Source organism: Streptomyces wuyuanensis (assembly GCF_900103455.1).
GTDB lineage: Bacteria > Actinomycetota > Actinomycetes > Streptomycetales > Streptomycetaceae > Streptomyces > Streptomyces wuyuanensis.
Genome location: NZ_FNHI01000012.1, coordinates 1 through 25,276, shown reverse-complemented (window position 1 = coordinate 25,276; position 25,276 = coordinate 1). Strand labels below are relative to the sequence as shown.

The window sequence follows — 25,276 nt, the reverse complement described above, 5'->3', positions numbered from 1 at the left end:
GGCGCGACTGTACCCGGCGGTATGCGACGCCGACAATCTTCGGCAGGTTTTGGGGAAGCGGGAAACGGGCATTCGGCCGTGTTTCGGCGGACTGCGGGCAGACCTTTGGCCTTACGTTCGACTGTTGTTCGACTTCATGCCACCGAAACGGCATCGGACGACTCGGCCTCGACGCCGGACGCCTCGAGCGCTTCCCGAATGCCCGCCGCGACGGCCGGATGGACCGGAAGGGCGAGATGGCCGATGCCGCTCACACGGACATTCCGCGCAATCAGATCCGGATGCTCCAGCCGCGCGGTCTCCAGGGGCACCATGATCTGGTCCAGATCGCTCCAGAAGCTGACGAACCTGGTCCGGCAGCCGGGTGCGGGCAGCCGCAACTCCTCGATCACGGCGGAGCCCGGGCGCATCTGGCGCACGATGGGGTGCGCGCTGGCGAGCGGGGCGACGCTGGTGCCCGCGTGGGGCGTGCCGAGTGTGACGAGCGTCCGGACGCGGCGGTCGCCACCCAGCCGCTGGACGTAGTAGCGCGCGATCAGCCCGCCGAGGCTGTGGCCGACGATGTCGATCCGCTGCCGCCCGGTGCGGGCGCAGATCTCCTCGACATGGCGGCCCAGCAACTCCGCGGCGGTCCGGATGTCGCAGGTCAGGGGGGAGTAGTTGAGCGACTCCACATGGCGCCCGCCCTGGCGGACCAGGGCCCGGCGAAGGAGGACGAACACGGACCGGTTGTCGACGAAGCCGTGGAGCAGGACGGCCGGCGGGTGCGGTGCGGGGAGGGCCGGCAGCGCCGGGGAATCGGGGACGTGCGGGGGATGCGGGGAGTCCGGGACGTCCGGGACGTCCGCGGACGGGGATCCACCTGTGGGCCCGGGGATGCGCCGCTCCGGGATCAGCCCCGACGGGTAAACGATCATGTGTGCGGTGAGGACCGCCAGTTCAAGGGCCGTGGCGCGCAGCAGGGCGATCGACATCCTCATCCGCAAGAGCGGCAGGAACCCCATGGCCGACCTCCCGACTGGCGCACGGGATCGCGGCTCCGTCCCCCGTGTGCCCTCTTGGGGCTGCCCACGGCCCCGGCCGCACCGGGCCCGCGGCAGTGGGCACGGTGGTCACGGCGACCGAACAGCGGCTCCCTCGCGGCGTCCCGCCCGCGGCCCTGGGCCCTCCGGCGGATACGGCGCGTAGCGAATATGTCCCATGTGTGATTTCCCCCTCCCCGTCCACCGCGAAACGGTGGCTTGCGGGATGCTGTAGATCTGTAGATAACGTTCGTTCACCTCCCGGGCCCGCATCGGCACGGGGCGCGGCACGGGATCCGTGCCACGACGGCACACAGCGCGCGTCGATCGGCACGCCTGGGTGCCAATGAGGGCACAGTGCCAATGGCGGCACAGTCGGTATGTGGAGGCAGTGATGGGTGTGACCGGTCCGATCCGCGTGGTGGTGGCCAAGCCGGGTCTCGACGGCCACGATCGCGGTGCGAAGGTGATCGCACGAGCCCTGCGGGACGCCGGTATGGAGGTCATCTACACCGGGCTGCACCAGACCCCCGAGCAGATCGTCGACACCGCGATCCAGGAGGACGCCGACGCGATCGGCCTCTCCATCCTCTCCGGCGCGCACAACACGCTCTTCGTGAAGGTGCTCGACCTGCTGAAGGAGCGCGACGCGGAGGACATCAAGGTCTTCGGTGGCGGGATCATCCCCGAGGCGGACATCCCTCCGCTGAAGGAGAAGGGCGTCGCGGAGATCTTCACCCCGGGAGCGACGACGACGTCGATCGTCGACTGGGTCAACGCGAACGTCCGCCAGGCGGCGTAGGCGCCACGGGGCCTGCGGGCGGGCGCTGCGGGATGGCGTGGCCGTTCCGTTGCGCTCCGCCGCGGGTCGGGTCCGCCCGTGTGACAGGTGGGTGCCCGGCGCGGGGCACAGCGTCCGAGCGCCCCGGACGGGCAGCAGCACAGGGGCCCGGGCGCCCCGTGCGGAATCGCGGTGGACGTACGTCTTGCACGGCTCGCGGTACCTGAGCGCGGGGGTGCGGAGACGCCGCGCCCGGGCGCCTCGCACGGATCGCCGCGGCCGAAACGCCTGGCATGGGGTTGCGACACCTGAGCCCCCTACGGAGACGCCCGTACGGCGACGCCGCGCCCGGGGCGCCCAGCACGCGGCCCCTCAGCTCGTCCGTGCCGTCAGCAACGACGAGGACCGCCGCGAGGCGCACGCCGACCGGCTGCCGACCCTTCGTCGTGGTCGCGGCGCCGTGTGACGGCGTCCGCGCTCCGCCGCGGCTACGACGAGAGCTCGGCGTGCATCTCCGCGCGCAGCCGCAGCGTCGAGACCAGTCGCCGGAAGGCCTCGGACCAGTAGCTGCCCGCTCCCGGCGACGCCCCTTCCGCCTCGTCGGGCGTGGCGGTGAGGAGTTCGAGGCGACTCGCCTCGGCAGGGTCGAGGCAGCGCTCCGCGAGACCCATGACGCCGCTGAAGCTCCACGGGTAGCTCCCCGCGTCCCGGGCGATGTCGAGTGCGTCGACCACGGCGCGGCCGAGCGGCTCCGCCCACGGCACCGCGCAGACGCCGAGCAGCTGGAACGCCTCGGACAGGCCGTGCGCGGAGATGAACCCGGCCACCCACTCGGCCCGTACCTCCGTCCGGAGCGTCGCGAGCAGCTTCGCCCGCTCGGCGAGCGAGGACGTCCCGGGGCCGGTCGCGGGGGGCTGCGAGGGTGCCCCCAGCAGTGCACGGGCCCACTCCGGGTCGTGCTGGCGCACCGCCGCCCGGCACCAAGCGGCGTGCAGTTCGTCGCCCCAGTCGTCGGCGACCGGCAGGGCGACGATCTCCTCCGGCGTGCGGCCGCCCAGCCGTCCCGGCCAGGTGGCGAGCGGGGTCGCCTCCACCAGCTGACCGAGCCACCAGGACCGTTCGCCCCGTCCCGAGGGGGCGGTCGGGACGACCCCGTCGCGCTCCATCCCGGCGTCGCACTCGTGCGGGGCCTCCACGGCGATCGTCGCGACGGCCGCCGTGCGGTCCAGGCTGACGCAGCCTGCCGCGCGCGCCGCCATCCGCCCGGCGAGCGCGGAACCCGGCAGGGCGGACAGCAGCTCGGCCGCTGTCGCCCGGACGTTGCGGCTGCGGTCGGACAGCGCCCGGTCCAGGAAGGGCTCGTCCGCGTCGGACAGTCCCGTGCGCAGCGAGTCCAGGAACATCAGCCGGTCCTCGGCGCGCTCCGTCGGCCAGGTCTCCGCGAGCAGGGCCGCCCCCGCTGCCGGGTCGTGCGCGCGTACGGACCCGAGCAGGGCGACCCGCTCGGCGAACAGGCCCTCCTCCCACAGCCGGCGGACGGCCTCCCGGTCCTCGGGCGCCGGGAGGGCGGTGCCGGCGGACGTGCCGCGAAGGGCGAACTTCCACTCCGCGTTCAGACCGGCGAGCCAGATCCCCCGCGGCCCCGCGAAGCGCAGCGCCGGGGCCCGCAGATCGGTGCGGGCGCGGGCGGCGTCCAGCAGCGCCGGCAGCGCGGACGCCGGGGCGCGGTAGCCGCGGTCGTTGGCGGCGGCGAGCCACTGGGGCAGGAGCTCCGTCAGGTCCGGCGCGGTTCCGCGTCGCCCTCCGGAGCCCGCCGGTGCGGCCCGGTCGGCCAGCAGAACGGCCAGCCGCCGCCGGGCCGGCTCGGGCAGCTCCCGCCGGTCGTCGGGCGGTGCGGGCTCCGGCCGGGGCCTGGCGGTCGCGGGCCGCAGTCCGGCCCGCCGCCGCACGGTGTGCACCGCGGCGGCGTCGAGCAGCGCGGAGGGGGCGTCGACGCCCCGGGGCGCCACGTCGGCCGGCGGCGTGCGCCGGTCGGTGCCGAGCAGCGCCGAGGTGACGAGCTCGTCCCAGTAGCTCGCGGGGGTGGTGCCGGACATCGGATCCTCCGGGTGCGTCAGGTGAGGGTGACCGTCTCGGGGCTGCCGGCCGACCAGGCCGCCAGCGGTGCGAAGCCGCGGTGCCCGCATTCGCCGAAGACCGTGACCGGACCGCCGCCGGAGAGCGCGACGAGCCTCCACAGCCCGGCCCGCGACGGTGCGGTGGGCGCGATCGGCAGTGCCTGCGGCCGGCGGGCGTCGGCCAGTTGCCAGCCGTCGTCCGACGGCACCGGTATGACGTCCGTCAGAGTGACCGGCCACGAGTCCAGCCAGGGGTCGTCGCCCAATGCCGTCCCGTACGCGGCGAGGGCGTCCTCGGTGGAGCCGCCCGGCGGCGGCGCCTCGATGGGCACCGGAGCGCCGAACTGCTCCCGCAGTTCCGCCCGCAGCTGACCCGCGCCGGCGTGCGGCACGATCTCGGCGTCGATCATCAGCCCGGGCGGCAGCGCGAGCTGCGGCGCCCGTCCGGCCGCGCCGAAGGAGAGCAGCAGGGCCGTGCGGCCCGTCCTCCGTCCGTACAACCAGATCCGGCGGGTGGTCAGCCTGGCGTCCGCCGAGTCGTACTGTGCGAGGACCAGCCAGTCGTCCCGGACCGCCGGGCCCTCGGCGGGGGCGGTCAGGCCGACCCTGGTGCGCACGGTGGCGGCGAGGGAATCCGGAAGCCGGTCCATACCCAGCCAGGCGCGATCGAGGAGGTGCACCAGCGCGGACTCCTCCAGCAACCGCACCGGCCAGCCCTGACCGGAGCCGGGGATCGCTCCCAACTCCCTGACCCGGGCGGCCAGTCCCGGGGCCTGGGCGTCGACCATGCGCGCGGCGGTCTCCTCCCACGGCCCGTACCCGGACCGCTCCGCGGCGGCCAGTCCGCCGCGCAGCAGGTCCGTGAGCCGCTGCTCCAACTCCGCCGCACCGGCGGTGATCCTGGCCGCCCTGCGCTCGGCCCGGCGCCGGGCCGCCACCGGATCGGCGGTCCGCGGGGACTGCCCGCCGTCCGCAGCCCGGTCCTCCTGCCGCCGCTCGCGCGTGCGCCGCCCCGCCAGCCACTCCTCGGCCCAGCCGGGCGCCGCGGCCTCCGGCACCGTCCCCTCGTCACCGGCCCAGAGCAGCAGCAGTCCCAGCGCGTGCTTGCACGGGAACTTCCGGCTCGGGCAACTGCACTTGTACGCCGGACCGGATGTGTCGACGACCGTCGCGTACGGCCTGCTGCCACTGCCCTTGCACAGACCCCACACGGCCCCCGCGCCGCTGCCGCCCGTCTCCGACCACGGGCCGGCCGTGCCGAGCCTGCTCCCCGCCCTGCGTGACGCGGCGTCAGGAGCCAGGTCCAGCACCTGTTCAGCCGTCCAGCGCACCCCCTGCTGATTCATGGCGACGACGCTAGGGGCAGCCACTGACAATCGGCCCTGACCTGCGCCGACGGCGCGTTGTCAGTGGCGTGGTGCACGGTGGGGACCACATCCGGCCGACCGATCTGGAGGGGGATCCATGACCGTGACCGCAACCGGAGCCGACATCGGCAGCGAGGCCCTGCGCCCGCATGCCGAGGACGCGTTCGCCGACGAGCTGGCGGCGCTGGCCGCGGCCGACGACCGGCCGCGTCCGGCCCGCTGGCGGCTCTCGCCGTGGGCCGTGGCCACCTATCTGCTCGGCGGCACGCTCCCCGGCGGCACGCTGATCACCCCGAAGTACGTCGGCCCGCGCCGGATCGTCGAGGTCGCGGTGACGACGCTCGCCACCGATCGTGCGCTGCTCCTCCTCGGCGTGCCCGGCACGGCCAAGACCTGGGTGTCCGAGCATCTGGCCGCGGCGGTCAGCGGGGACTCCACCCTGCTGGTGCAGGGCACCGCCGGCACGCCTGAGGAGGCGATCCGGTACGGGTGGGACTACGCGCAGCTGCTCTCCCGCGGCCCCAGCCGCGACGCGCTCGTGCCCAGCCCCGTGATGCGGGCGATGGCCGAGGGCGCGACCGCGCGGGTCGAGGAGCTCACCCGCGTCCCGGCGGACGTGCAGGACACGCTCATCACGATCCTGTCGGAGAAGACCCTTCCGATCCCTGAGCTCGGCGAGGAGGTGCAGGCGGTCCGCGGGTTCAACCTCATCGCCACCGCCAACGACCGCGACCGCGGCGTCAACGACCTGTCGAGCGCGCTGCGCCGACGGTTCAACACGGTGGTCCTGCCGCTGCCCGCGACCGCGGAGGCGGAGGTCGACATCGTGTCCCGGCGCGTGGACCAGCTGGGGCGCTCGCTGGACCTCCCCGCGGCGCCCGAGGGCATCGAGGAGATCCGCCGGGTCGTCACCGTCTTCCGCGAACTGCGGGACGGCGTCACGTCGGACGGACGCACCAAGCTCAAGTCGCCCTCGGGGACGCTCTCCACCGCGGAGGCGATCTCGGTCGTCACCAACGGGCTGGCACTCGCCGCGCACTTCGGCGACGGAGTGCTGCGGTCCGGCGACGTGGCGGCGGGCATCCTCGGGGCCGTGGTCCGGGACCCGGCCGCGGACCGCGTCGTATGGCAGGAGTACCTGGAGACGGTGGTCCGCGAGCGGGACGGCTGGAAGGACTTCTACCGGGCGTGCCGGGAGGTGAGCGCATGACGACGCAGACGGCTGCCCTGCCCGGGGGAACTGCGGGCGCCGGCCGCCCGGACCGGGCGTGGCCCTGCGAGGGGCCGCTGGTGCTCGGGGTGCGGCACCACGGCCCGGGGTCCGCCAGGGCGGTGCTGGCCGCCCTGGACGCGGCGGAGCCGAGGGCCGTGCTGGTCGAAGGCCCCCCGGAGGGAAACGCGTTGCTGCCGCTGGCGGCCGACGAGGGCATGGTGCCGCCCGTGGCCCTGCTGGCCCACGCCGTGGACGACCCGGGGCGGGCGGCCTTCTGGCCCTTCGCCGAGTTCTCCCCGGAGTGGGTGGCGATCCGCTGGGCGCTGGCCCGTGACGTGGCCGTGCGGTTCATCGACCTGCCCGCCGCGCACTCCCTGGCGGCCGCAGCCGACCCCTCGTGGGGCGACGAGGAGGACGTCGCCGACGACGGGGAGCCCGCGCTGCGCGTCGACCCGATCGGGGTGCTCGCCGAAGCCGCCGGGTACGACGACCCGGAGCGCTGGTGGGAGGACGTGATGGAGCACCGCCGCGGCACGGAGGCGACGGACCGGGCCGGTCCGGTGGACGGCGCCTTCGCTCCGTTCGCCGCGGTGGGCGAGGCGATGGCCGCCCTCCGCGAGCGGTACGGCCACGGGGGCCATGCGCACGACCTCGTCCGTGAGGCCCACATGCGGATCCAGCTGCGGGCGGCACGCCGGGAGTTCGGGGAGGAGGTGGCCGTCGTCTGCGGGGCCTGGCACGTGCCCGCGCTCACGGCCCGGTCGACCGCCACCGCCGACCGCGCCCTGCTGAAGGGCCTGCCGAAGGTCAGGACCGAGACGACCTGGGTCCCCTGGACCCACCGCAGGCTCGCCCGGCTGGGAGCACCCGGGCGGGGATACGGCGCGGGCATCGAGTCGCCCGGGTGGTACGCCCATCTGTTCAGCGCCCCGGACCGGCCCGTGGAGCGCTGGATGACCAAGGTGGCCGGACTGCTCAGGGACGAGGACCGGGCGGTGTCCTCCGCCCATGTCATCGAGGCGGTCCGGCTCGCCGTGACGCTCGCGGCCGTCCGCGGCCGTCCGCTGGCCGGACTCGGGGAGACCACCGACGCGATCCGGGCCGTGATGTGCGACGGCTCGGACGTGCCCCTCGCGCTGGTGCGGGACAGGCTGACCGTCGGGGACGTACTCGGCGAAGTCCCGGACACCGCGCCCGCGGTGCCGCTGCAGCGTGATCTGGCCCGCCTCCAGCGCGGCCTGCGGCTCAAGCCTGACCCGCTCGAGCGGGAGCTGGAGCTCGACCTGCGCAAGGACACCGACGCCGCGCGCAGCCGGCTCCTGCACCGGCTGCGGATTCTCGGCGTCGGCTGGGGCAGCCCGGAGTCGGGCCGGGGCTCGACCGGCACCTTCCGCGAGACCTGGCGGCTGCGCTGGGAGCCCGAGCTGTACGTCAGGGTCGCCGAGGCGGGCGTCTGGGGCACCACCGTGCCGACCGCGGCCACCGCCAAGGCGGAGTCACAGGCGGTCTCGGCGACGGCGCTGGCCGATGTCACCTCCCTCGCCGAGCGCTGTCTGCTCGCCGAACTCCCCGACGCCCTGCCGGTGGTGATGAGGGCGCTCGCCGACCGGGCCGCGCTCGACGCGGACGTGGGCCATCTCGCCGAGGCCCTGCCGGCGCTCGCCCGCTCGCTGCGGTACGGGGACGTCCGTGCGACGGACACCGCCGCGCTCGGCGAGGTGGCCGCGGGACTGGCCGAGCGCGTCTGCGTCGGGCTGCCGCCCGCCTGCGCCGGACTCGACGCCGACGCCGCGGCCGCTATGCGCGACCGGCTCGACGGAGTCCACTCCGCGATCGGACTGCTCCCGCAGGCCGAGGAGCTGGGCGGCCGCTGGGCCGACGTGCTGCGCAGGATCGTGCTGCGGGACGCCGTGCCCGGGCTGATACGGGGGCGAGCGGCCCGCCTGCTGCTGGACGACGGCCGCCTCGCCGAGGGGGAGGCGGCGCGGCTGATGGGCCTCGCCCTCTCGCCGGGCACCCCGCCCGCCGGTGCGGCCGCCTGGATCGAGGGCTTCGTCGGTGGTGCGTCGGGGGGCGGGATGCTCCTCGTCCACGACGAGCGCCTCCTCGGCCTCGTCGACGCCTGGCTGACGTCGGTCCCGGCGGACGCCTTCACGGACGTCCTCCCCCTGCTGCGCCGCACGTTCTCGGCGTACGAGCCCGGTGTGCGCCGCACCCTCGGAGAGCTGGCGCGGCGGGGACCGGCGGCCGGCGGGCCGGTGCGCGCGGAGACCGGGGTCCCCGGGTTCGGGTCCGGGCTCGACGAGCAGCGGGCCGACGCGGTGCTGTCCGTACTGCGGGTGATTCTCCAGGAGGAGCGGGTATGAGCGCGACGGCCGCGACGACGGGCTCAGCGGCGGCGGCCGCGGCGTCCGACGAGAGGCTCAGGCGCTGGCGGCTGGTGCTCGGCGGGGGGCCGGAGGAGGGCACGGGCCGTCTTCTCACGGGTACGGACGCCGCCATGGACGGCGCGCTGGCCGCCCTCTACGGGAGCGGTGACGGCAAGGAGCGGCGCAGCGGCAGGCGTTCGGCCGGACTGGAGGGCTCCGCACCCTCCGTCGCCCGCTGGCTCGGCGACATCCGGACGTACTTCCCCGCCTCCGTCGTCCAGGTCATGCAGCGGGACGCCTTCGAGCGGCTGGGTCTGTCCGCGCTGCTGCTCGAGCCGGAGATGCTGGAGGCCGTCGAGGCGGACGTCCATCTCGTCGGCACGCTGCTGTCGCTGAACAAGGCGATGCCCGAGACGACGAAGGAGACCGCCCGCGCGGTCGTCCGGAAGGTCGTCGAGGACCTGGAGGAGAGGCTGGCGACACGCACCCGCTCGACTCTCACGGGAGCGCTCGACCGCAGCGCGCGCATCAGCCGGCCCCGGCACCGGGACATCGACTGGGACCGCACCGTCCGGGCGAACCTCAAGAACTACCTGCCCGAGTACGGCACGGTGGTGCCCGAACGGCTCATCGGCTACGGCCGTGCCGCCCGGTCGGTGAAGAAGGACGTCGTGCTGTGCATCGACCAGTCCGGGTCGATGGCGGCCTCCGTCGTCTACGCCTCGGTGTTCGGCGCGGTGCTCGCCTCGATGCGGTCCATCGCCGCCCGGCTCGTCGTCTTCGACACCTCGGTCGTCGATCTGACGGACCAGCTGGACGATCCCGTGGACGTGCTGTTCGGCACCCGGCTCGGCGGCGGCACGGACATCAACCGGGCGCTCGCGTACTGCCAGTCGCAGATCACCCGGCCCGCCGACACCGTCGTCGTACTCATCAGCGATCTCTACGAGGGCGGCATACGCGACGAGATGCTGAAGCGGGTCGCGTCGATGAAGGCGTCGGGCGTGCAGTTCGTCACTCTGCTCGCGCTCTCCGACGAGGGGGCACCGGCGTACGACCGCGAGCACGCGGCGGCCCTGGCGGCCCTGGGAGCCCCGGCGTTCGCGTGCACTCCCGACCTCTTCCCCGAGGTCATGGCGGCCGCGATCGAGAAGCGGCCGCTGCCGGTACCGGCCGACATATGAGAGCGGACGGCTTGTCATCGCGCATAGCGGACAAGGCGACTCATCGGTAACAAGGGACTTGCGCGCCCCCGGGAGACTCGTGCGAGCATCGTCACCGTTGCCCCGGAGGGCCACGTTCCACAACTGGGAGGGCTTGCCCCATTTCGACTGTCGCCGCTGCTCAGACCCTTGCCGCCGGGCGCCCTGTGCGCCACGCGGCCGGTCGGCATGCGGTGCGCGCCGTCAAGACGTTGCTGCTCCTCGGCGGTCTCGTCGTGCTGGGGTTCGTCCTCGGCAGCCAGGCGCACGCCGCGGAGCGGCCCGGGGTGTCCGAGGCGACGTCGCAGGCCGGCTCCGCCGGCCCGGTGCGCCAACTCCGTGATGACACCGAGGCGGTCGCCGACGACGCGGTCGACCGCACGGTGCGCCCGGTCGCCGAGCCCGTCGCGGGAGATGTGGTGCGGCCGGTCACCGATCGCGTCGCGGGAGATGTGGTGCGCCCGGTCGCCGAGCCCGTCGCGGGAGATGTGGTGCGGCCGGTCGCCGAGCCCGTCGTGGAGCAAGCGGTCCGTCCCGTTGTCCGCCCCGTAGCCCGGGCCCTCGAGGACACGGTCTCGGAGGTGACCGAACCCGTCGGCGACGTGGTCGGCGGGGTCGTCGAAGGCTCGGCCGCGGGGCCGCTGCCCGCCCCCGGGCCTCAGTGGCCCGGCGCGGGCTCCCAGCCCCTCCCGGGACTGGAACTTCCCCATGGCGACGCGCAGTACGGCTCGCAGACGGGCGCGCCGGCCGGGCTCCGGCTCGGCGCACCACTCGCTGCGGAGCCCGGGGACGCCCGGTCAGCCGATGCTGCCGAGCGCGACTCGGACCGCGTGGGCGGCGGGCAGTTCCCGCCGTTCCACGACACCCGGACGCCGGCGGACACCGCCCGCGACGGCCGCTCGCCAATCCTGGGCCACGGCCTCGGCGGCGGTCCCTTCCCGCGGTACCCGGGCCGTTCCCCGGCCGCGCCGCACGGCGCCGCCGTGCTGCAGACCGCCGGCGACAGCCACCCGCCTCGGCCCGGCGACCAGCACGCCGTCTGGTTCCGGACCGCGCCGGTCTCAGCGCTTCCGCCCGGCTCCGGGCATCCCGAGGCCGCCGGCGGAGTGCGCGACCGTCTGCGGGAGATCCCCGAATTCCCCGGATAGGGCAGGCCGTTCCCCTGCCCGAGACCTGCCGCGCGGGGGCGGAGCAGGTCTGCCCTATTCCTCGGAACTCGAAGGACTCTCCCGATCATGAACAAGAACATCCGCCGTTCCATAGCCGTCGCCGCAGGCGCCGCGGGCATGTGGGCCGTCGGCACCGCCGCCGCGAGCGCCGACGAACTCCCCTCGCTCTCCCTCTCCACCGCCGACAAGACCGCCGACTCCGTCGAGGACACGGTCGCCGGGGTCTCCGAGGCACCGGCCGTCGCCGCCGCCACCGGCAAGGCGAAGGCCGCTGCGGCCACCACCGCCGCTACCGCGGCCTCCACCGCCGGTACCGCGGCCACCACCACCGGTACCGCGGCCTCCACCGCCGGGCAGGCGGCAGGGACCGTGCGGGAGGCCGCCCAGACACCCGCCGCCACCGCCGACCAGGCCCGCCAGTACGCCGAGGCCGAGGTGGCCGACGCCGGCGCCGAGATCGACTACCTCTTCGGCCCGCTGTCCTCCTTCGCTCCCGAGCTGGCGGACCGCGCCCCGGCCACCGCCCACGGCCACGCCCGGGACGCGGTCGCCCACGCGGCGCCGATCGCCGACGAGACGGCGCAGGACGTGCTTCCGCCCATCGCCGGCCGCGCGGTCGACGGTGTGCTCCCGGTGGCCGGTCAGGCGGTCGGCGACGCCGGTGGTCTGGCCACGGGCGTCGTCGGCGACGTGGCTCCGTTCGCCGGGGGTGTGGTCTCCGGGGTCCGGCCGTTCGCGGGCGGTGTGGTCTCGGAGGTCCAGCCCTTCGCCGGCGGTGTCGTCGGCTCCGTGCAGCCGCTCGTCGAGACCGTCGCGGACCACGTCCAGCCGGTCACCCAGGGGGTCGGCGGCAGCGCGGGCGACTTCGCCCACGGTGTCGCCGGCGACGTGACTCCGTTCGCCGGCGGTGTGGTCTCCGAGGTCCGGCCGTTCGCGCAGGACGTGTACGGCACGGTCGCCGCCTCGCCGGTCGCCGGCAACGCCGTCACCGGTGCGCAGGGCGCGGCCGACGCGATCACCCCCGGCTACGCCGACTCCCTCGGCCGCTACGCGACCCAGGGCTTCTGAGCGCGAATGGGCGCGAAGCGAACCGGGTGACCGGCGGGTCAACGTGTTTCGGCGGGCGGTCCCCATTGGGGTGGGGGCCGCCCGTCCCGTGTCGGGGCGGGGCCGGGACGCGGCCGGCGGGGCGATCCGCGAGGGGGGCGGCGGTGTCAGAACCGCCGCCGGGGCCGCCGGAGGCGCTCGGGTGCCGGACCGTGCCCGGCGCGTGGCCGACCCGTAACCCGGGGTTCCGTGGCGCACGCGATCTGTGACCGGTATCACCGCTCGGTTGTGATCTGCGATTTAGGGACCCACGGCCCACGGGGATAACCTGCGAGACGGACATGCCGCGTGCCCGGACACCGTGTACGCCTCCCTAGTGACTGCGCAGTCACGTTGCCCTTCGCGGCACGCCCACGCAGACAACGAACCGCGAATCACTACTGCGACGATTAGAAGCAAAGGGACGGACGCGCGTGGACCTGTTCGAGTACCAGGCGAGGGACCTCTTCGCCAAGCACGGTGTACCGGTGCTGGCCGGTGAAGTCATCGACACGCCTGAGGCGGCGCGCGAGGCGACCGAGCGACTGGGCGGCCGTTCGGTCGTCAAGGCCCAGGTCAAGGTCGGCGGCCGCGGCAAGGCCGGCGGCGTCAAGCTCGCCGCCACGCCGGACGAGGCCGTCGCCCGCGCGACGGACATCCTCGGCATGGACATCAAGGGCCACACGGTCCACAAGGTGATGATCGCCGAGACGGCTCCGGAGATCGCCGAGGAGTACTACGTCTCCTACCTCCTCGACCGCACCAACCGCACCTTCCTGGCCATGGCCTCGGTCGCGGGCGGCATGGACATCGAGGAGGTCGCCGCGACGACCCCCGAGAAGCTCGCCAAGATCCCGGTCGACGCCAACGACGGCGTCTCCCCCGAGAAGGCCCGTGAGATCGTCGAGGCGGCGCAGTTCCCGGCCGAGGTGGCCGAGCAGGTCGCCGAGATCCTCGTGACCCTGTGGAAGACCTTCGTCGCCGAGGACGCCCTCCTCGTCGAGGTCAACCCGCTCGCGAAGGTGGCCGACGGCCGCGTCATCGCCCTGGACGGCAAGGTGTCGCTGGACGCCAACGCCGAGTTCCGCCAGCCGGAGCACGAGGCGCTCGAGGACAAGGCGTCGGCCAACCCGCTCGAGGCCGCGGCCAAGGCCAAGGGCCTCAACTACGTCAAGCTCGACGGCGAGGTCGGCATCATCGGCAACGGCGCGGGTCTGGTCATGTCGACCCTCGACGTCGTCGCGTACGCCGGTGAGAAGCACAACGGTGTCAAGCCGGCCAACTTCCTCGACATCGGCGGCGGTGCCTCCGCCGAGGTCATGGCGAACGGCCTGGAGATCATCCTCGGCGACCCGGACGTCAAGTCCGTCTTCGTCAACGTCTTCGGCGGCATCACCGCGTGCGACGCGGTCGCCAACGGCATCGTGCAGGCCCTGGAGCTCCTCGAGTCCAGGGGCGAGGCCGTGACGAAGCCGCTGGTCGTGCGCCTCGACGGCAACAACGCGGAGCTGGGTCGCCAGATCCTCGCGGACCGCAACCACCCGCTCGTCGAGCGTGTGGACACCATGGACGGCGCGGCCGACAAGGCCGCCGAGCTGGCTGCGAAGTAAGGGACGAGGGACACCACACCATGGCTATCTTCCTCACCAAGGAATCCAAGGTCATCGTCCAGGGCATGACCGGCTCCGAGGGCCAGAAGCACACCAAGCGCATGCTGGCCTCCGGCACGAACGTGGTCGGTGGCGTGAACCCGCGCAAGGCGGGCACGACCGTCGACTTCGACGGCTCCGAGATCCCGGTCTTCGGATCGGTCAAGGAGGCCATCGAGAAGACCGGCGCGGACGTCACCGTCATCTTCGTCCCGGAGAAGTTCACCAAGGACGCGGTCATCGAGGCGATCGACGCCGAGATCGGCCTCGCCGTCGTGATCACCGAGGGCGTCGCGGTCCACGACACCGCGCAGTTCTGGGCGTACGCCGGTGCCAAGGGCAACAAGACCCGCATCATCGGCCCGAACTGCCCGGGTCTGATCACCCCCGGCCAGTCGAACGCCGGCATCATCCCGGCCGACATCACCAAGCCCGGTCGCATCGGTCTCGTGTCCAAGTCCGGCACGCTGACCTACCAGATGATGTACGAGCTGCGCGACATCGGCTTCAGCTCCTGCGTCGGCATCGGCGGTGACCCGATCATCGGCACCACCCACATCGACGCCCTGGCCGCCTTCGAGGCCGACCCGGACACCGACCTGATCGTGATGATCGGCGAGATCGGCGGCGACGCCGAGGAGCGTGCGGCCGACTTCATCAAGGCCAACGTCACCAAGCCGGTCGTCGGTTACGTCGCGGGCTTCACCGCCCCCGAGGGCAAGACCATGGGCCACGCCGGCGCCATCGTCTCCGGCTCCTCCGGCACCGCGCAGGCCAAGAAGGAGGCCCTGGAGGCCGCGGGCGTGAAGGTCGGCAAGACCCCGACCGAGACCGCCAAGCTGGCGCGGGAGATCCTTCTCGGCTGATCCCCCGACGCGGCCGCGACGGCCGTCTCCTGCGGGAACGCATGCGGCTGGGCCCGCACCCCGGACTTCCGGGGTGCGGGCCCAGCCGCGTTCCGCGGCGGGGTTCAGCGGGCCAGGGGGACGAGGCGTGCCGGTCCGGCGCCGGGGTGGGCGTGGAGCTGTACGCGCAGGCGGTAGTCCTCCTTCGAGTACGGCTCCGGTCCGTTCCGCGGCGGAACCCCGCCGACCCGCTCGCCGGGCGCCTGCGGCGGCTCGTAGTGGTCCTCGGTGACGGCCATGGTCACGGCCGCGGCGCCGAGGATCAGCACGGTGAGTCCGATCGCGGCACGCGTCCAGAGCTCGGCACGGCGCTCGCTGCCGCCGCGCACGGAGCGGGCCGAGGCGATCTTCGGCGTGGTGAGGTTCGCCACCAGATCGCTCAGCTCGTGCTGGAGAGCCTCGGGGTCGGCCAGCTCGGGGATCTGCTCGGCGACGGCCGCACGCGCGTGCAGCAGCCGGTTCGCGGCCGCCGGAGTGCTCGCCTCGATCTCGGCGGCCGTCTCGGGGAGGTCGAGGCCCAGGCCGTCGTAGAGGAGCAGGGTGCGGCGGTACGACGGCGGCAGCGCGAGCAGCGCCTCGCGGAGCGTGCGCCCGCCGGGATACGCGGCCGAGGCGGGGCGGGCCGATGCGACCGGGTCGGGTCGGCGGTGGGCGCGGCGCAGGCGGTGCCAGGGGGACATGGCGTACTCGTACGCTGCCGCCCGTACCCAGCCCGGGGGATCCCGGTCCACGGCGACCTCGGGCCAGCGCTGCCAGGCCAGATGGAAGGCGCGCTCGACGGCCTCCTGCGAGAGCGACTGCCGCCCGGTGAGCAGCAGGGTCTGGCGGACGAGGCCGACGGCGGTACGGGCGTACAACTCGTCGAACGCCTGCTCGGCGGTGGGCGTGGCTCCGTCCCGGGCGGGCGGCCGCTCGGAGGGGGCTTCGGGGGACTCGTCGGGGCCCCATGCGGCGGAGGTGGCGGGGTACGGACGCGGGGCCTCGACGGGAGGGGGCGGAGCGGTGGTCCCGGGCCGGGCCGGGGCCGACTTCGCGAGTCCGGTGGCAGGTCCACCGGCGGTCGGCTGACCGGCGGTGGAGCGCTCGCCCGCAGGTCCGGCGCCGGGGGATCCACCGGCGGCGGGGCTCCCGGCGGTGGTGCCACGGGTTTCCCGTTCGGCGGCGTCGTCGGCGGCATCGGCGGTTCGTTCCGCGCGTTCGGTGCGCCGGCTTCCACCGGGCCGGCGCACCGGTGGGGACGACGGGCTTCCGGACCGCTCCACGCCCCCGTGGGGAGCCTCGGCCGGTCGGGCCTCACGATCCGCCCCGGGCGAGGGCTCCCGGGACGAGAGCTCCGCCTCGTAAGCGGCGAGCAGCTTCGCGTACGCCTCCCGCTTGCGGCCGCGAGGGTCGCTGCGGCCCGTCTCCCAGGACCTGATCGTCGCCCTGGTGACGCCCAGGGCCTCCGCCACCTGCTCCTCGGACAGCGCCTTCGCCTCACGCAGCCTGCGGCGTTCCTTGGGCGAGGGCAACGGAGGGGCGGCCGCTTCGGTGCTGTCCGCGGTGCTCTTCGTCATGAAGACCTCCCCGGGAGGGCGTACTGGGCCGAAAAGTACATAAGCGTATTTTTAGCGACACAGCGAGCAATCTCCCGTTACGCGGATAAAGCGCGTGTCGTTGGCAGCATGGCCCGCGTGACCCAGACGACCGATCGCGGCACCACACCGGTGGCCGCGCAGGGCGGCCGGTCCGCGGCCGCGTCGGCGATGTCCCTGATGCGCGGGGCGATCGCCGCGGGCCTCGGGCTCGGCGCCCTCGCCGCTCTCGTGACGGTGATGTGGATCAGTTCCCCGTACCCCGACAGCGGCCCCGGCGGAGCACTTCACGCCGCAGCCGCCATGTGGCTCCTCGCCCACGGCACGGAACTGATCAGAGCCGAGACGATCTCCGAGGTGCCCGCGCCCGTAGGGCTCGTCCCACTGCTGCTCACGGCGCTGCCGGTGTTCCTGGTGTACCGGGCAGCGCGCGATGCCGTCGAGACGGCCGAAAACCCGCAGCAGCCGTCGGCGAGCACGGTGGTCATGGGTGTGAGCTGCGGATATCTGCTGGTGGCGGCCGGTGCCGTGCTCTACTCCAGGGGTGGCGAGCTCGCCGCGGAACCCCTCAGCGCGCTGCTGCACGTACCCGTGCTGGTCGCGATCGCGGCGGCGGCGGGCGTGTGGACGGCTCACGGGCGCCCGCTCGGGCCGCTGCCCGGCTGGGTGCCGGAGACCGTGCGGATCGCCCTGGTCCGCTCCTGGGTCATCGTGGCGTTCCGGGCCGCGGGGCTCGCGGTCGCGGTGCTGGTCGGCGGTGGAGCACTGATCGTCGGTGCCTCTCTGGTGGGACACGCGAGCGCGGCACAGGAGGCGTTCGTGGGGCTCGCGCACGACTGGCAGGGCAGATTCGCGCTCCTGCTGCTCGTGCTGGCGCTGATGCCCAACGCCGCGGTCTGGGCGGCCGCGTACGGGCTGGGCCCGGGCTTCGTGCTCGGCGCCGGCGCGACGGCCACGCCGATGGGGCTCGCGGGAACCCCCGCGCTGCCGCCCTTCCCGCTGCTCGCCGCGGTGCCGCTCGACAGGACCGGCATGCCGTGGGGCCCGGCCACTGCGGTGGTCCCGCTCGCGGCCGGTCTGATGCTGGCCTGGTGCGCCGTGCCGGAATCCCCGCGGGCGGACGCCCGGGGCGCCGGCGCTCCGGGAACCGGCACGGGCGCCGCGCCGGCGCCGGTGAGCCGTCGTGAGACCGCACTCACCGCGCTGCTTGCGGCCGCGGTGTGCGGGGCGCTGACGGCGGTCCTGGCGGCGGCGTCCGGCGGGGCCCTCGGCACGGGCGTCCTGGCCTCCTTCGGCCCCCTCTGGTGGCTCACGGGCCCGGCCGCGTTCCTCTGGGCGGCGACGGTGGGGGTCCCCGTCGCCCTGGCCCTCCACGCATGGCGCTTCCGTGACGCCGACCGCCGGCTGCGGGTCCCGCGCTGGGAGGCCATCAAGCAGGCGTCGGGCGGTCTGATGGCGGCGATCCCCTTCCCGTCGCCGTCGCCGTCGCCGTCGCCGTCGCCGTCCGCGCCGGTGCCCCCGGCCCCGCCCATGCCCGCGTCCGCGCCGGCGTCCCCGGACTCCGGGCGTTCCGGCGCGGAGTCCGTGCCCGAGGTGTCTGCCGGGTCGGGCTCCGCGCTCGGAGCCGTGCCAGCGGCGGGGTCCCCGCCCGGTGCCGATGCCTCCACCGGCCCGTCCGGCCCGCCCGACCCGAGCGGTTCGACCGGTCCGGCGGGTGGGGCGGGGGCGCCGCCGAAGGTGCCACCGGTGCCGGAAACGGGCCCGCTTCCCTGGCTCGCGATGCCCGCCGCCGGCCCCGGGATCAACGGGGGGGTCTGGGACGAACTGCCGCCCGTCCTCGCGATGCCCGGCTTCTCGCCGGCCGGACCCGGTTCTGCGCCGGCCGGTCCCGTTTCGGCGGCTGCCGGACCCGGCGTCCCGTCGGGGGCACCGTCCCGGGCGCCGGCCGGACCCGGCGCCCCGCCGGGGGCACCGTCCCGCGCCCCCGGACCCGCGCCGGAAGCCATGCCGGGCGCGTCCTCGCACCCGAAGCCCGGAGCGGGCGGGCCCGTCGAGGCCGTACCGGCCCCCGACGGCGCCGCGTCGGCGGCCCGCCTTCGCGCACCCGGCCCCGTCGGCCCCGTCGGCTGCAGCGGACTCGGCAACTGGCCGGGCCTCTCCGGCAGGCGGTCGCAGGGGCCCGACGGCTCCGTACCGCCCGAGGACCCGCGCACCGGGCCAGGGGCACCGGGCGGTGACGCCGCCCCGTGACCGGGCGCCCCGAGCGACGGCCGCCCGCACGTCCCGTGCGGGCGGCCGTGTCACGCCGTCGGGTGGTGGAGCGATCGACCCTGGGCCGCGGCGACCATGCCGCGCCCCATGACGCCCGGCCGCGCACACGTCCTGCTCCGGCGCGGCTGCCGCTCGCTCCGGTCCGGCTACTCCTTGACCCCGATGACCCCGCGCAGCGGCTCCGGCAGCAGTTCGTTGCAGGAGATCTGGCCGGTCTTCGTCAGGGAGTCGGACACGCACGTGTAGAAGTCGCGGTAGACCAGCTGCATCGTGAACGTCATCGCCACGATCGTGAGCGCGATACCGGCCATCACCAGTCCGCTCACGGCGGCCGTCACCTGCGGCCGTCCCGCCGGCCGGCCGGGGCCCTGCGGTGAGGGAGCCGCCGCGGACGTCGAGTCGCCCGTCGTCGCGCGGCGGGACTTGGAGCGAAGCGAGCTGCCGCCCCAGTAGATCGCCAGGGCCCCGAGGAGAAGGGCGATCTCGGGGAAGTCGAACAGGGCGAAGAAGAACGCCCACATACCGCCGAGCAGCGCGTACCGGGCGCGGCGCTGGACCGGGTCCGTCGGGTCCCAGCGCAGGCCCGTGCCCTGACCGGGTCCGCCTTCGGGACCGCCCTGGCCGCCGTTCCCGCCCTGGCCGCCGCCGCCCTGGCTGCCCGGCCGGCTGCCGAAGCCGCCCGACGAACGGCCCGGCTGACGGTCGCTCCACTGGCTGCCCCAGGGCGTACGCCCGCCCTCACGCTCGCCGTCGTCACCGGAGCCGCGCTCCTGGTCGCGGCCCGACGAGTCGTCGCCGGACCCGTGCCGCGGCTGCCACGGCCGGTCCGGCGAGCCCTCCGGCGGAGGCGCGAACGGATTGCTCTCGTCCTTCGGCGGCTCCGTGGGCTCCGTGGACTGGCGTTCCCGCAGCAGCAGGGAGCCCCGCTCGGCGGAGAGCGGGAGGCGGAGTGCCGTGCGGCGGCGTCGGTCCGGCATGGTGGTGAACGTCTTCCCCTCTTGTACCTCGGTACGCGGGTACTCCGTCTGGGACGGGCCCTGCCCCCAGACGCTACCTCCCGGCCCAGCCCCCGTCCCGCGGGGGCCGCTCGGTGTGCCGGTATCGTTGCTGACGGTCGACGGCTTCGTAGAGTTCCCCTATCGCCGGGCTCGTTTCATTCGTACGACCATACAAATACGAACCGCAACGCGAAAAGAGTCCCTTGTGGCTGCCGCCCGCCTCGTCGTCCTGGTCTCCGGATCCGGCACCAATCTCCAGGCGCTGCTCGACGCCATCGGCGACGATCCCGAAGGCTTCGGTGCCCGGATCGTCGCCGTGGGTGCGGACCGGAACGGCATCGCCGGTCTCGAGCGGGCCCGCGCGGCCGGGATCCCCACCTTCGTGTGCACGGTCAAGGACCATGCGACCCGCGAGGAGTGGGACCGCGCGCTGACCGGCGCCACGGCCGCGTACGAGCCGGATCTCGTCGTCTCGGCCGGCTTCATGAAGATCGTCGGCAAGGACTTCCTCGCCCGGTTCGGCGGCCGGTTCGTCAATACGCACCCCGCACTGCTGCCCAGCTTTCCCGGTGCCCACGGAGTGCGTGACGCACTCGCCTACGGGGTGAAGGTCACCGGGTGCACCGTCCACTTCGTCGACGACGGCGTCGACACGGGCCCGATCATCGCCCAGGGCGTGGTCGAGGTCCGCAACGAGGACGACGAAGCCGCTCTGCACGAGCGCATCAAGGAAGTCGAGCGCCAGCTGCTCGTCGAGGTCGTGGGGCGTCTGGCCCGTAACGGCTACCGCATTGAGGGACGAAAGGTTCATGTCGGTGAATAAGCCCATCCGTCGCGCGTTGATCAGTGTCTACGACAAGACGGGGCTGGAGGAGCTCGCCCGCGGGCTGCACGAGGCCGGCGTCGAGCTCGTCTCCACCGGTTCCACCGCGGGGAGGATCGCCGCGGCCGGTGTCCCGGTGACCAGGGTCGAGGAGCTGACCGGCTTCCCCGAGTGCCTCGACGGCCGTGTGAAGACGCTGCACCCGCGCGTGCACGCCGGGATCCTCGCCGACCTCCGCCTCGATGCGCACCGCGAGCAGCTCGCCGAGCTCGGCGTGGAGCCCTTCGAGCTGGTGGTCGTGAACCTGTACCCGTTCCGGGAGACCGTCGCCTCGGGCGCGAGCCCCGACGAGTGCGTCGAGCAGATCGACATCGGCGGCCCGTCGATGGTCCGCGCCGCCGCCAAGAACCACCCCTCGGTCGCGGTCGTCACCAGCCCGGCGCGCTACGCCGACGTGCTCACCGCGGTCACCTCGGGCGGCTTCGACCTCGCCGCGCGCAAGCGCCTGGCCGCCGAGGCGTTCCAGCACACGGCCGCGTACGACGTGGCCGTCGCCTCCTGGTTCGCCTCCTCGTACGCCCCGGCCGACGCCGCGTCCGACAGCGGCTCCGCCGCGGTCGCGTTCCCCGACTTCCTCGGCGCCACCTACCACCGCTCCAACGTCCTTCGCTACGGCGAGAACCCGCACCAGGACGCGGCGCTGTACGTCACCGAGGAGGGCGGCGGGCTCGCCCAGGCCGAGCAGCTGCACGGCAAGGAGATGTCGTTCAACAACTACACGGACACGGAGGCCGCCCGCCGTGCCGCGTACGACCACGCCGAGCCGTGCGTGGCCATCATCAAGCACGCCAACCCGTGCGGCATCGCGATCGGCGAGGATGTCGCCGAGGCCCACCGCAAGGCCCACGCCTGCGACCCGCTGTCCGCGTTCGGCGGAGTGATCGCGGTCAACCGCCCGGTGTCGGTGGCGATGGCCGAGCAGGTCGCCGAGATCTTCACCGAGGTCATCGTGGCCCCGGACTACGAGGACGGCGCCGTCGAGGTGCTGGCCCGCAAGAAGAACATCCGCGTGCTGCGCTGCCCCGACGCCCCGTCAGCGCCGGTGGAGGTCAAGCCGATCGACGGGGGCGCGCTGCTCCAGGTCACCGACCGCCTCCAGGCCGAGGGCGACGACCCGGCCTCCTGGACCCTCGCCACGGGTGAGGCGCTGTCCGCGGACGAGCTCGCCGAACTCGCCTTCGCCTGGCGGGCCTGCCGCGCGGTGAAGTCCAACGCGATCCTCCTCGCCAAGGACGGTGCGAGCGTGGGCGTCGGCATGGGTCAGGTCAACCGGGTCGACTCCGCCAAGCTCGCCGTCGAGCGCGCGGGCGAGGAGCGGGCCGCCGGTGCCTACGCCGCGTCCGACGCGTTCTTCCCGTTCCCCGACGGGCTGGAGATCCTGACCGCGGCCGGCGTCAGGGCAGTGGTCCAGCCGGGAGGTTCGGTCCGTGACGAGCAGGTCGTCGAGGCGGCGAGCAAGGCCGGCGTGACGATGTACTTCACGGGTACGCGCCACTTCTTCCACTGAGGCGGCCTCCGCGGAGGCGTCCGCCGGCGCACCCGCACCATCTGCCACAGACATGACAGGCCGAAGGCCGTAACGCCCGCTCAGCGGCGGGGGTTACGGCCTTCGTGCCTTCGTGCCTTCGTGCCTTCGTGCCTTCGTGCCTACGTGCCTACGGCACGGGCGTCCGGGACGGGCCGGTCCGGCCGTCCGGGGCGGAGGGATCAGTAGCGCGGGCGGTTGAACCACGCGGTGGCGCTGCTGTTGACCATCGAGGCGAGGATGATGCCGCCGATGGCCAGACCGATGACGCCGCCGACCGCCGAGCTCGCAGTCCCGCCGGCGAAGTTGGCGAGGCTGAGCAGGATGTACAGCGACGCGTAGACGATGGTCGTCACCCGCACGCCGTTGCCGCCCTTGGCGAACTTGGCGCCCAGGACGATCGCCCAGACGGCGAAGGCCAGCAGGATGAAGACGAGGAAGAAGCCGAGGCCGGCCAGCACGCCGGTCTCCTCCCCGACGCCGACCGAGCTGGCGGTGTCCTGGGCGGCGGCGACGAAGACCGCGGCGAGGATGGCGAACAGGAGCTGCAGGCCGCCGACGATGAAGAGCAGGACGCGGGCGGTCTGCATCAGGCCGGGCATCGACATGGGGGCGCCGGGATAGCCGCCACCGTACGGCTGGACGGGCGGGGCCTGGGGATAGCCGTATCCGGGCTGGGGCGGCTGCTGCTGGCCCTGCGGGTAGCCGTAGCCCGGCTGGCCCTGCTGCTGGCCGTAAGGGTTGTTCGGGTCGCCGAAGCTCATGGCGGGTTTCCTCCGTCGGGGTTCTGCGGGGACGACGCGGTCCTGGCGGAGGAACTTCACATGTGACTAAGCGGCTGCCCCCCGACACTGCCCGCGACACTGCGCGGCTCATCGTCGTATTACCGTCGACTTTTTGTCCAGTCGATATGCCGATGTGTTGTGCAAGTGCAACCTCGTGTACCGCTCGGCGAACCGTGCGGCGGCCTGCCGGAGCGGATCATGGGATGGCCGCTGCGAACTCCGGCGCAGCCGCGGAAGCCGGAACGCGGGCGGTACGCGAAGGCCCCGAGCCGAACCTGATTGGAACCGGGACGGGGTCATCCGCGAGGATGGGGGCATGACCGCCCAGATTCTCGATGGCAAGGCCACCGCGGCCGAGATCAAGTCCGAACTGGCCGCCCGCGTGGCGGCGCTCAAGGCCAGGGGATTCGCGCCCGGCCTCGGGACCGTCCTGGTCGGTGACGACGTCGGCAGCCGGAAGTACGTGGCCGGCAAGCACCGCGACTGCGCGGAGGTGGGCATCGCCTCCATCCAGCGCGAACTTCCGGAGACCGCCACGCAGGAGGAGATCGAGGCGGTCGTCCGCGAGCTGAACGAGAACCCGGAGTGCACCGGTTACATCGTGCAGCTGCCGCTGCCGAAGGGCATCGACGAGAACCGGGTCCTGGAGCTGATCGACCCGTCCAAGGACGCCGACGGCCTGCACCCGACGAACCTGGGCCGCCTCGTGCTGAACGAGCCCGCCCCCCTGCCGTGCACGCCGAACGGCGTCATCCGGCTGCTGCGCCGGTACGAGGTCGAGCTGAACGGCGCGGACGTCGTCGTCGTGGGCCGCGGCACCACCATCGGGCGCTCCCTGCCGCTGATGCTGACGCGCCGCTCCGAGAACTCCACGGTCACCCAGTGCCACACGGGCACGCGGGACCTCTCCTCGCATCTGCGCCGGGCCGACATCATCGTGGCCGCGGCGGGTTCGGCCCATCTGGTCCGTCCCGAGGACGTCAAGCCGGGCGCGGCGGTGCTGGACGTCGGCGTCAGCCGCGACGGCGATGGGAAGATCGTCGGCGATGTCCACCCGGACGTCGCGCAGGTCGCCGGCTGGCTGTCGCCGAACCCGGGCGGCGTCGGCCCGATGACCCGCGCAATGCTCCTCGTCAACGTCGTCGAGGCGGCCGAGCTGGCAGCCGCGGACTGAGATCCATGGACACCCCGGACAACCACGCGGACCCGGCGGCCGGCCGCCGGCCGACCCGGGCGAACGGCGCGTCCCGCGGCTCGCAGGGCGAGCCGGCGGGCCCGGGCGCGCCCGGGCCCGCCCCGTCGGTGGACGGCGCGGGCCGCGCGGACCAGACGGCGGGTGGCGCGAACGGCACCCGCCCCGAAGCCTCCGGCGAGCCCCCACCGCTGAACGGGGCGGACCCGGTCCGGCGCGACACCGAAGCACCCGCCGGCTCCGCCCGTACCCCGGAGCGCGTCGCGGCGAACCGATCCGTGAGCGGCCCGGACCGCGTCGCGGCGAACGGCGCGAGCGGTCCGGGCCGTACGGCACCGACCGGTGACGTGGCCGGCGCCGCCGAGGAGGCGGGACCGTCGGACGGTTCCCGTCCGGAAGCGCCGGAGAGCCCGGACGGCACGGGCGAGCGGGCAGCGGGCAGGTCGCGCCGCCCGCCCGCCGTCACCCGGGACACCGCGCGCCCCGAGGGCGGCGGACGCGCCGCGCCCGGTGACGCTCCGGCCCCGGCGCGCCAGTGGCCGCTGCTGACGGTCCTCGGGCTCGCGGCGCTCGGTCTGCTGATCGTCGGCGCGGACCCGTTCGAGCAGGCGTTCAGGGTCGGCACGGTGCTCGTCGGCGCCGCGCTGCTCACCGGGGCGTCGTTGCGCCGGGTGCTGCCGTCCGTGGGCATGCTGGCGGTGCGCTCGCGCTTCACCGACATGGTCACCTACGGCACGCTCGGCACCGTCATCGTGCTGCTCGCCCTGATGGTCCAGCCGCGACCGTGGCTGGAGATCCCGTTCCTCGAGGAAGCGGTCCGCTTCACGGTGCGCTAGCTGTATTGCCCTGTGAGGTTGGGGACGCGGCTGGCGGGTGGTTTGCCTGCGAGCGCGGTGTGTCCGCGGTGGTGATTGTAGGTGTGCAGCCAGCCGGGGAAGGCGTCGCGTCGTTCCTGCTCTGAGCGGTAGGGGCGGGCGTAGGCCCATTCGTCGAGCAGGGTGCGGTTGAGGCGTTCGACCTTGCCGTTGGTCTGGGGCCGGTAGGGGCGGGTGCGTTTGTGGGTGATCTGGGCTGCCGCGAGGGTGTCGCGCCAGTCGCGGGAGCGGTAGCAGGCTCCGTTGTCGGTCAGGACGCGTTCGACGGTGATCCCGCAGGAGGTGAAGAACGC

Annotated in this window: 20 protein-coding genes; 13 read left to right on the top strand and 7 right to left on the bottom strand. The window is 74.1% G+C overall.

Translation table 11 applies throughout. The annotated features are described in order from the left end of the window. Positions 1–134 precede the first annotated feature (134 nt). On the bottom strand, positions 135–1,004 hold the full coding sequence (locus BLT82_RS18495) for an esterase/lipase family protein (protein ID WP_093656213.1): 870 nt from the start codon (positions 1,002–1,004) through the stop codon (positions 135–137). A gap of 412 nt (positions 1,005–1,416) precedes the next feature. On the opposite strand from BLT82_RS18495, the gene BLT82_RS18490 reads away from it, so the two are divergent. Next, positions 1,417–1,824, top strand: a complete 408-nt coding sequence (locus BLT82_RS18490; RefSeq protein WP_093656211.1) for a coenzyme B12-dependent isobutyryl CoA mutase small subunit — start codon at positions 1,417–1,419, stop codon at positions 1,822–1,824. A gap of 467 nt (positions 1,825–2,291) precedes the next feature. Here the strand turns inward: BLT82_RS18490 and BLT82_RS18485 are convergent, their stop codons facing one another. Continuing rightward, entirely contained in the window at positions 2,292–3,899 is a 1,608-nt protein-coding gene (locus BLT82_RS18485) for a DUF5691 domain-containing protein (RefSeq protein ID WP_093656209.1), read from the bottom strand. 17 nt (positions 3,900–3,916) lie between these two features. After that, entirely contained in the window at positions 3,917–5,266 is a 1,350-nt protein-coding gene (locus BLT82_RS18480) for an SWIM zinc finger family protein (protein WP_208867971.1), read from the bottom strand. A 118-nt stretch (positions 5,267–5,384) separates the two neighbouring features. On the opposite strand from BLT82_RS18480, the gene BLT82_RS18475 reads away from it, so the two are divergent. The 7 genes from BLT82_RS18475 to sucD all read left to right on the top strand — a co-directional run bounded on the left by BLT82_RS18475 (position 5,385) and on the right by sucD (position 14,841). Further along, positions 5,385–6,497, top strand: a complete 1,113-nt coding sequence (locus tag BLT82_RS18475) for an ATP-binding protein (RefSeq protein ID WP_093656205.1) — start codon at positions 5,385–5,387, stop codon at positions 6,495–6,497. After that, positions 6,494–8,866, top strand: coding sequence for a DUF5682 family protein (locus tag BLT82_RS18470; protein ID WP_093656507.1), 2,373 nt, complete (start codon positions 6,494–6,496; stop codon positions 8,864–8,866). Before BLT82_RS18475 ends, BLT82_RS18470 begins: the two co-directional genes overlap by 4 nt. Further along, complete coding sequence (locus tag BLT82_RS18465; protein WP_093656203.1) at positions 8,863–10,053, top strand: VWA domain-containing protein; 1,191 nt, start codon at positions 8,863–8,865, stop codon at positions 10,051–10,053. Before BLT82_RS18470 ends, BLT82_RS18465 begins: the two co-directional genes overlap by 4 nt. Positions 10,054–10,265: 212 nt before the next feature. Next, the gene (locus tag BLT82_RS18460; RefSeq protein WP_093656201.1) at positions 10,266–11,219 is read left to right on the top strand and encodes a hypothetical protein; all 954 of its coding nucleotides are present in this window, start codon (positions 10,266–10,268) and stop codon (positions 11,217–11,219) included. Between the two features lie 87 nt (positions 11,220–11,306). Further along, positions 11,307–12,308: a hypothetical protein gene (locus tag BLT82_RS38565; protein WP_093656199.1), complete on the top strand. Its 1,002-nt coding sequence runs from the start codon at positions 11,307–11,309 to the stop codon at positions 12,306–12,308. A 452-nt stretch (positions 12,309–12,760) separates the two neighbouring features. Continuing rightward, positions 12,761–13,936: an ADP-forming succinate--CoA ligase subunit beta gene (sucC, locus tag BLT82_RS18450; RefSeq protein ID WP_093656197.1), complete on the top strand. Its 1,176-nt coding sequence runs from the start codon at positions 12,761–12,763 to the stop codon at positions 13,934–13,936. A 20-nt stretch (positions 13,937–13,956) separates the two neighbouring features. Further along, the gene (gene sucD, locus BLT82_RS18445; protein ID WP_093656195.1) at positions 13,957–14,841 is read left to right on the top strand and encodes a succinate--CoA ligase subunit alpha; all 885 of its coding nucleotides are present in this window, start codon (positions 13,957–13,959) and stop codon (positions 14,839–14,841) included. Between the two features lie 104 nt (positions 14,842–14,945). Here the strand turns inward: sucD and BLT82_RS18440 are convergent, their stop codons facing one another. After that, positions 14,946–16,436, bottom strand: a complete 1,491-nt coding sequence (locus tag BLT82_RS18440; protein ID WP_093656193.1) for a helix-turn-helix domain-containing protein — start codon at positions 16,434–16,436, stop codon at positions 14,946–14,948. Positions 16,437–16,553: 117 nt separating this feature from the next. Between BLT82_RS18440 and BLT82_RS18435 the strand changes: the two genes are divergently transcribed. Beyond that, the gene (locus BLT82_RS18435; RefSeq protein WP_093656505.1) at positions 16,554–18,704 is read left to right on the top strand and encodes a cell division protein PerM; all 2,151 of its coding nucleotides are present in this window, start codon (positions 16,554–16,556) and stop codon (positions 18,702–18,704) included. Positions 18,705–18,871: 167 nt separating this feature from the next. Here BLT82_RS18435 and BLT82_RS18430 read toward each other — a convergent pair whose 3' ends face one another. Next, positions 18,872–19,702, bottom strand: coding sequence for a hypothetical protein (locus BLT82_RS18430; RefSeq protein ID WP_093656191.1), 831 nt, complete (start codon positions 19,700–19,702; stop codon positions 18,872–18,874). Positions 19,703–19,928: 226 nt separating this feature from the next. On the opposite strand from BLT82_RS18430, the gene purN reads away from it, so the two are divergent. Both purN and purH read left to right on the top strand, forming a co-directional pair. Then, a complete protein-coding gene (purN, locus tag BLT82_RS18425; RefSeq protein WP_093656189.1) occupies positions 19,929–20,546 on the top strand; it encodes a phosphoribosylglycinamide formyltransferase in 618 nt (205 codons plus the stop codon). After that, positions 20,533–22,113, top strand: a complete 1,581-nt coding sequence (gene purH / locus BLT82_RS18420) for a bifunctional phosphoribosylaminoimidazolecarboxamide formyltransferase/IMP cyclohydrolase (RefSeq protein ID WP_093656187.1) — start codon at positions 20,533–20,535, stop codon at positions 22,111–22,113. The genes purN and purH overlap by 14 nt, the downstream gene beginning before the upstream one ends. A 200-nt stretch (positions 22,114–22,313) precedes the next feature. Here purH and BLT82_RS18415 read toward each other — a convergent pair whose 3' ends face one another. Further along, the gene (locus BLT82_RS18415; protein WP_093656185.1) at positions 22,314–22,895 is read right to left on the bottom strand and encodes a hypothetical protein; all 582 of its coding nucleotides are present in this window, start codon (positions 22,893–22,895) and stop codon (positions 22,314–22,316) included. A gap of 337 nt (positions 22,896–23,232) precedes the next feature. Here BLT82_RS18415 and BLT82_RS18410 point away from each other — a divergent pair, with 337 nt between their 5' ends. Then, positions 23,233–24,090, top strand: coding sequence for a bifunctional methylenetetrahydrofolate dehydrogenase/methenyltetrahydrofolate cyclohydrolase (locus BLT82_RS18410; RefSeq protein WP_093656183.1), 858 nt, complete (start codon positions 23,233–23,235; stop codon positions 24,088–24,090). A gap of 5 nt (positions 24,091–24,095) precedes the next feature. Further along, positions 24,096–24,944: a DUF3017 domain-containing protein gene (locus tag BLT82_RS18405; protein ID WP_093656181.1), complete on the top strand. Its 849-nt coding sequence runs from the start codon at positions 24,096–24,098 to the stop codon at positions 24,942–24,944. On the opposite strand, the gene BLT82_RS18400 is transcribed toward BLT82_RS18405, so the two are convergent. Then, positions 24,941–25,276 (bottom strand): integrase core domain-containing protein (locus BLT82_RS18400; RefSeq protein WP_143041504.1); only part of this gene is annotated, 336 nt, incomplete at its 5' end. The two genes, BLT82_RS18405 and BLT82_RS18400, sit on opposite strands and share 4 nt — an antisense overlap.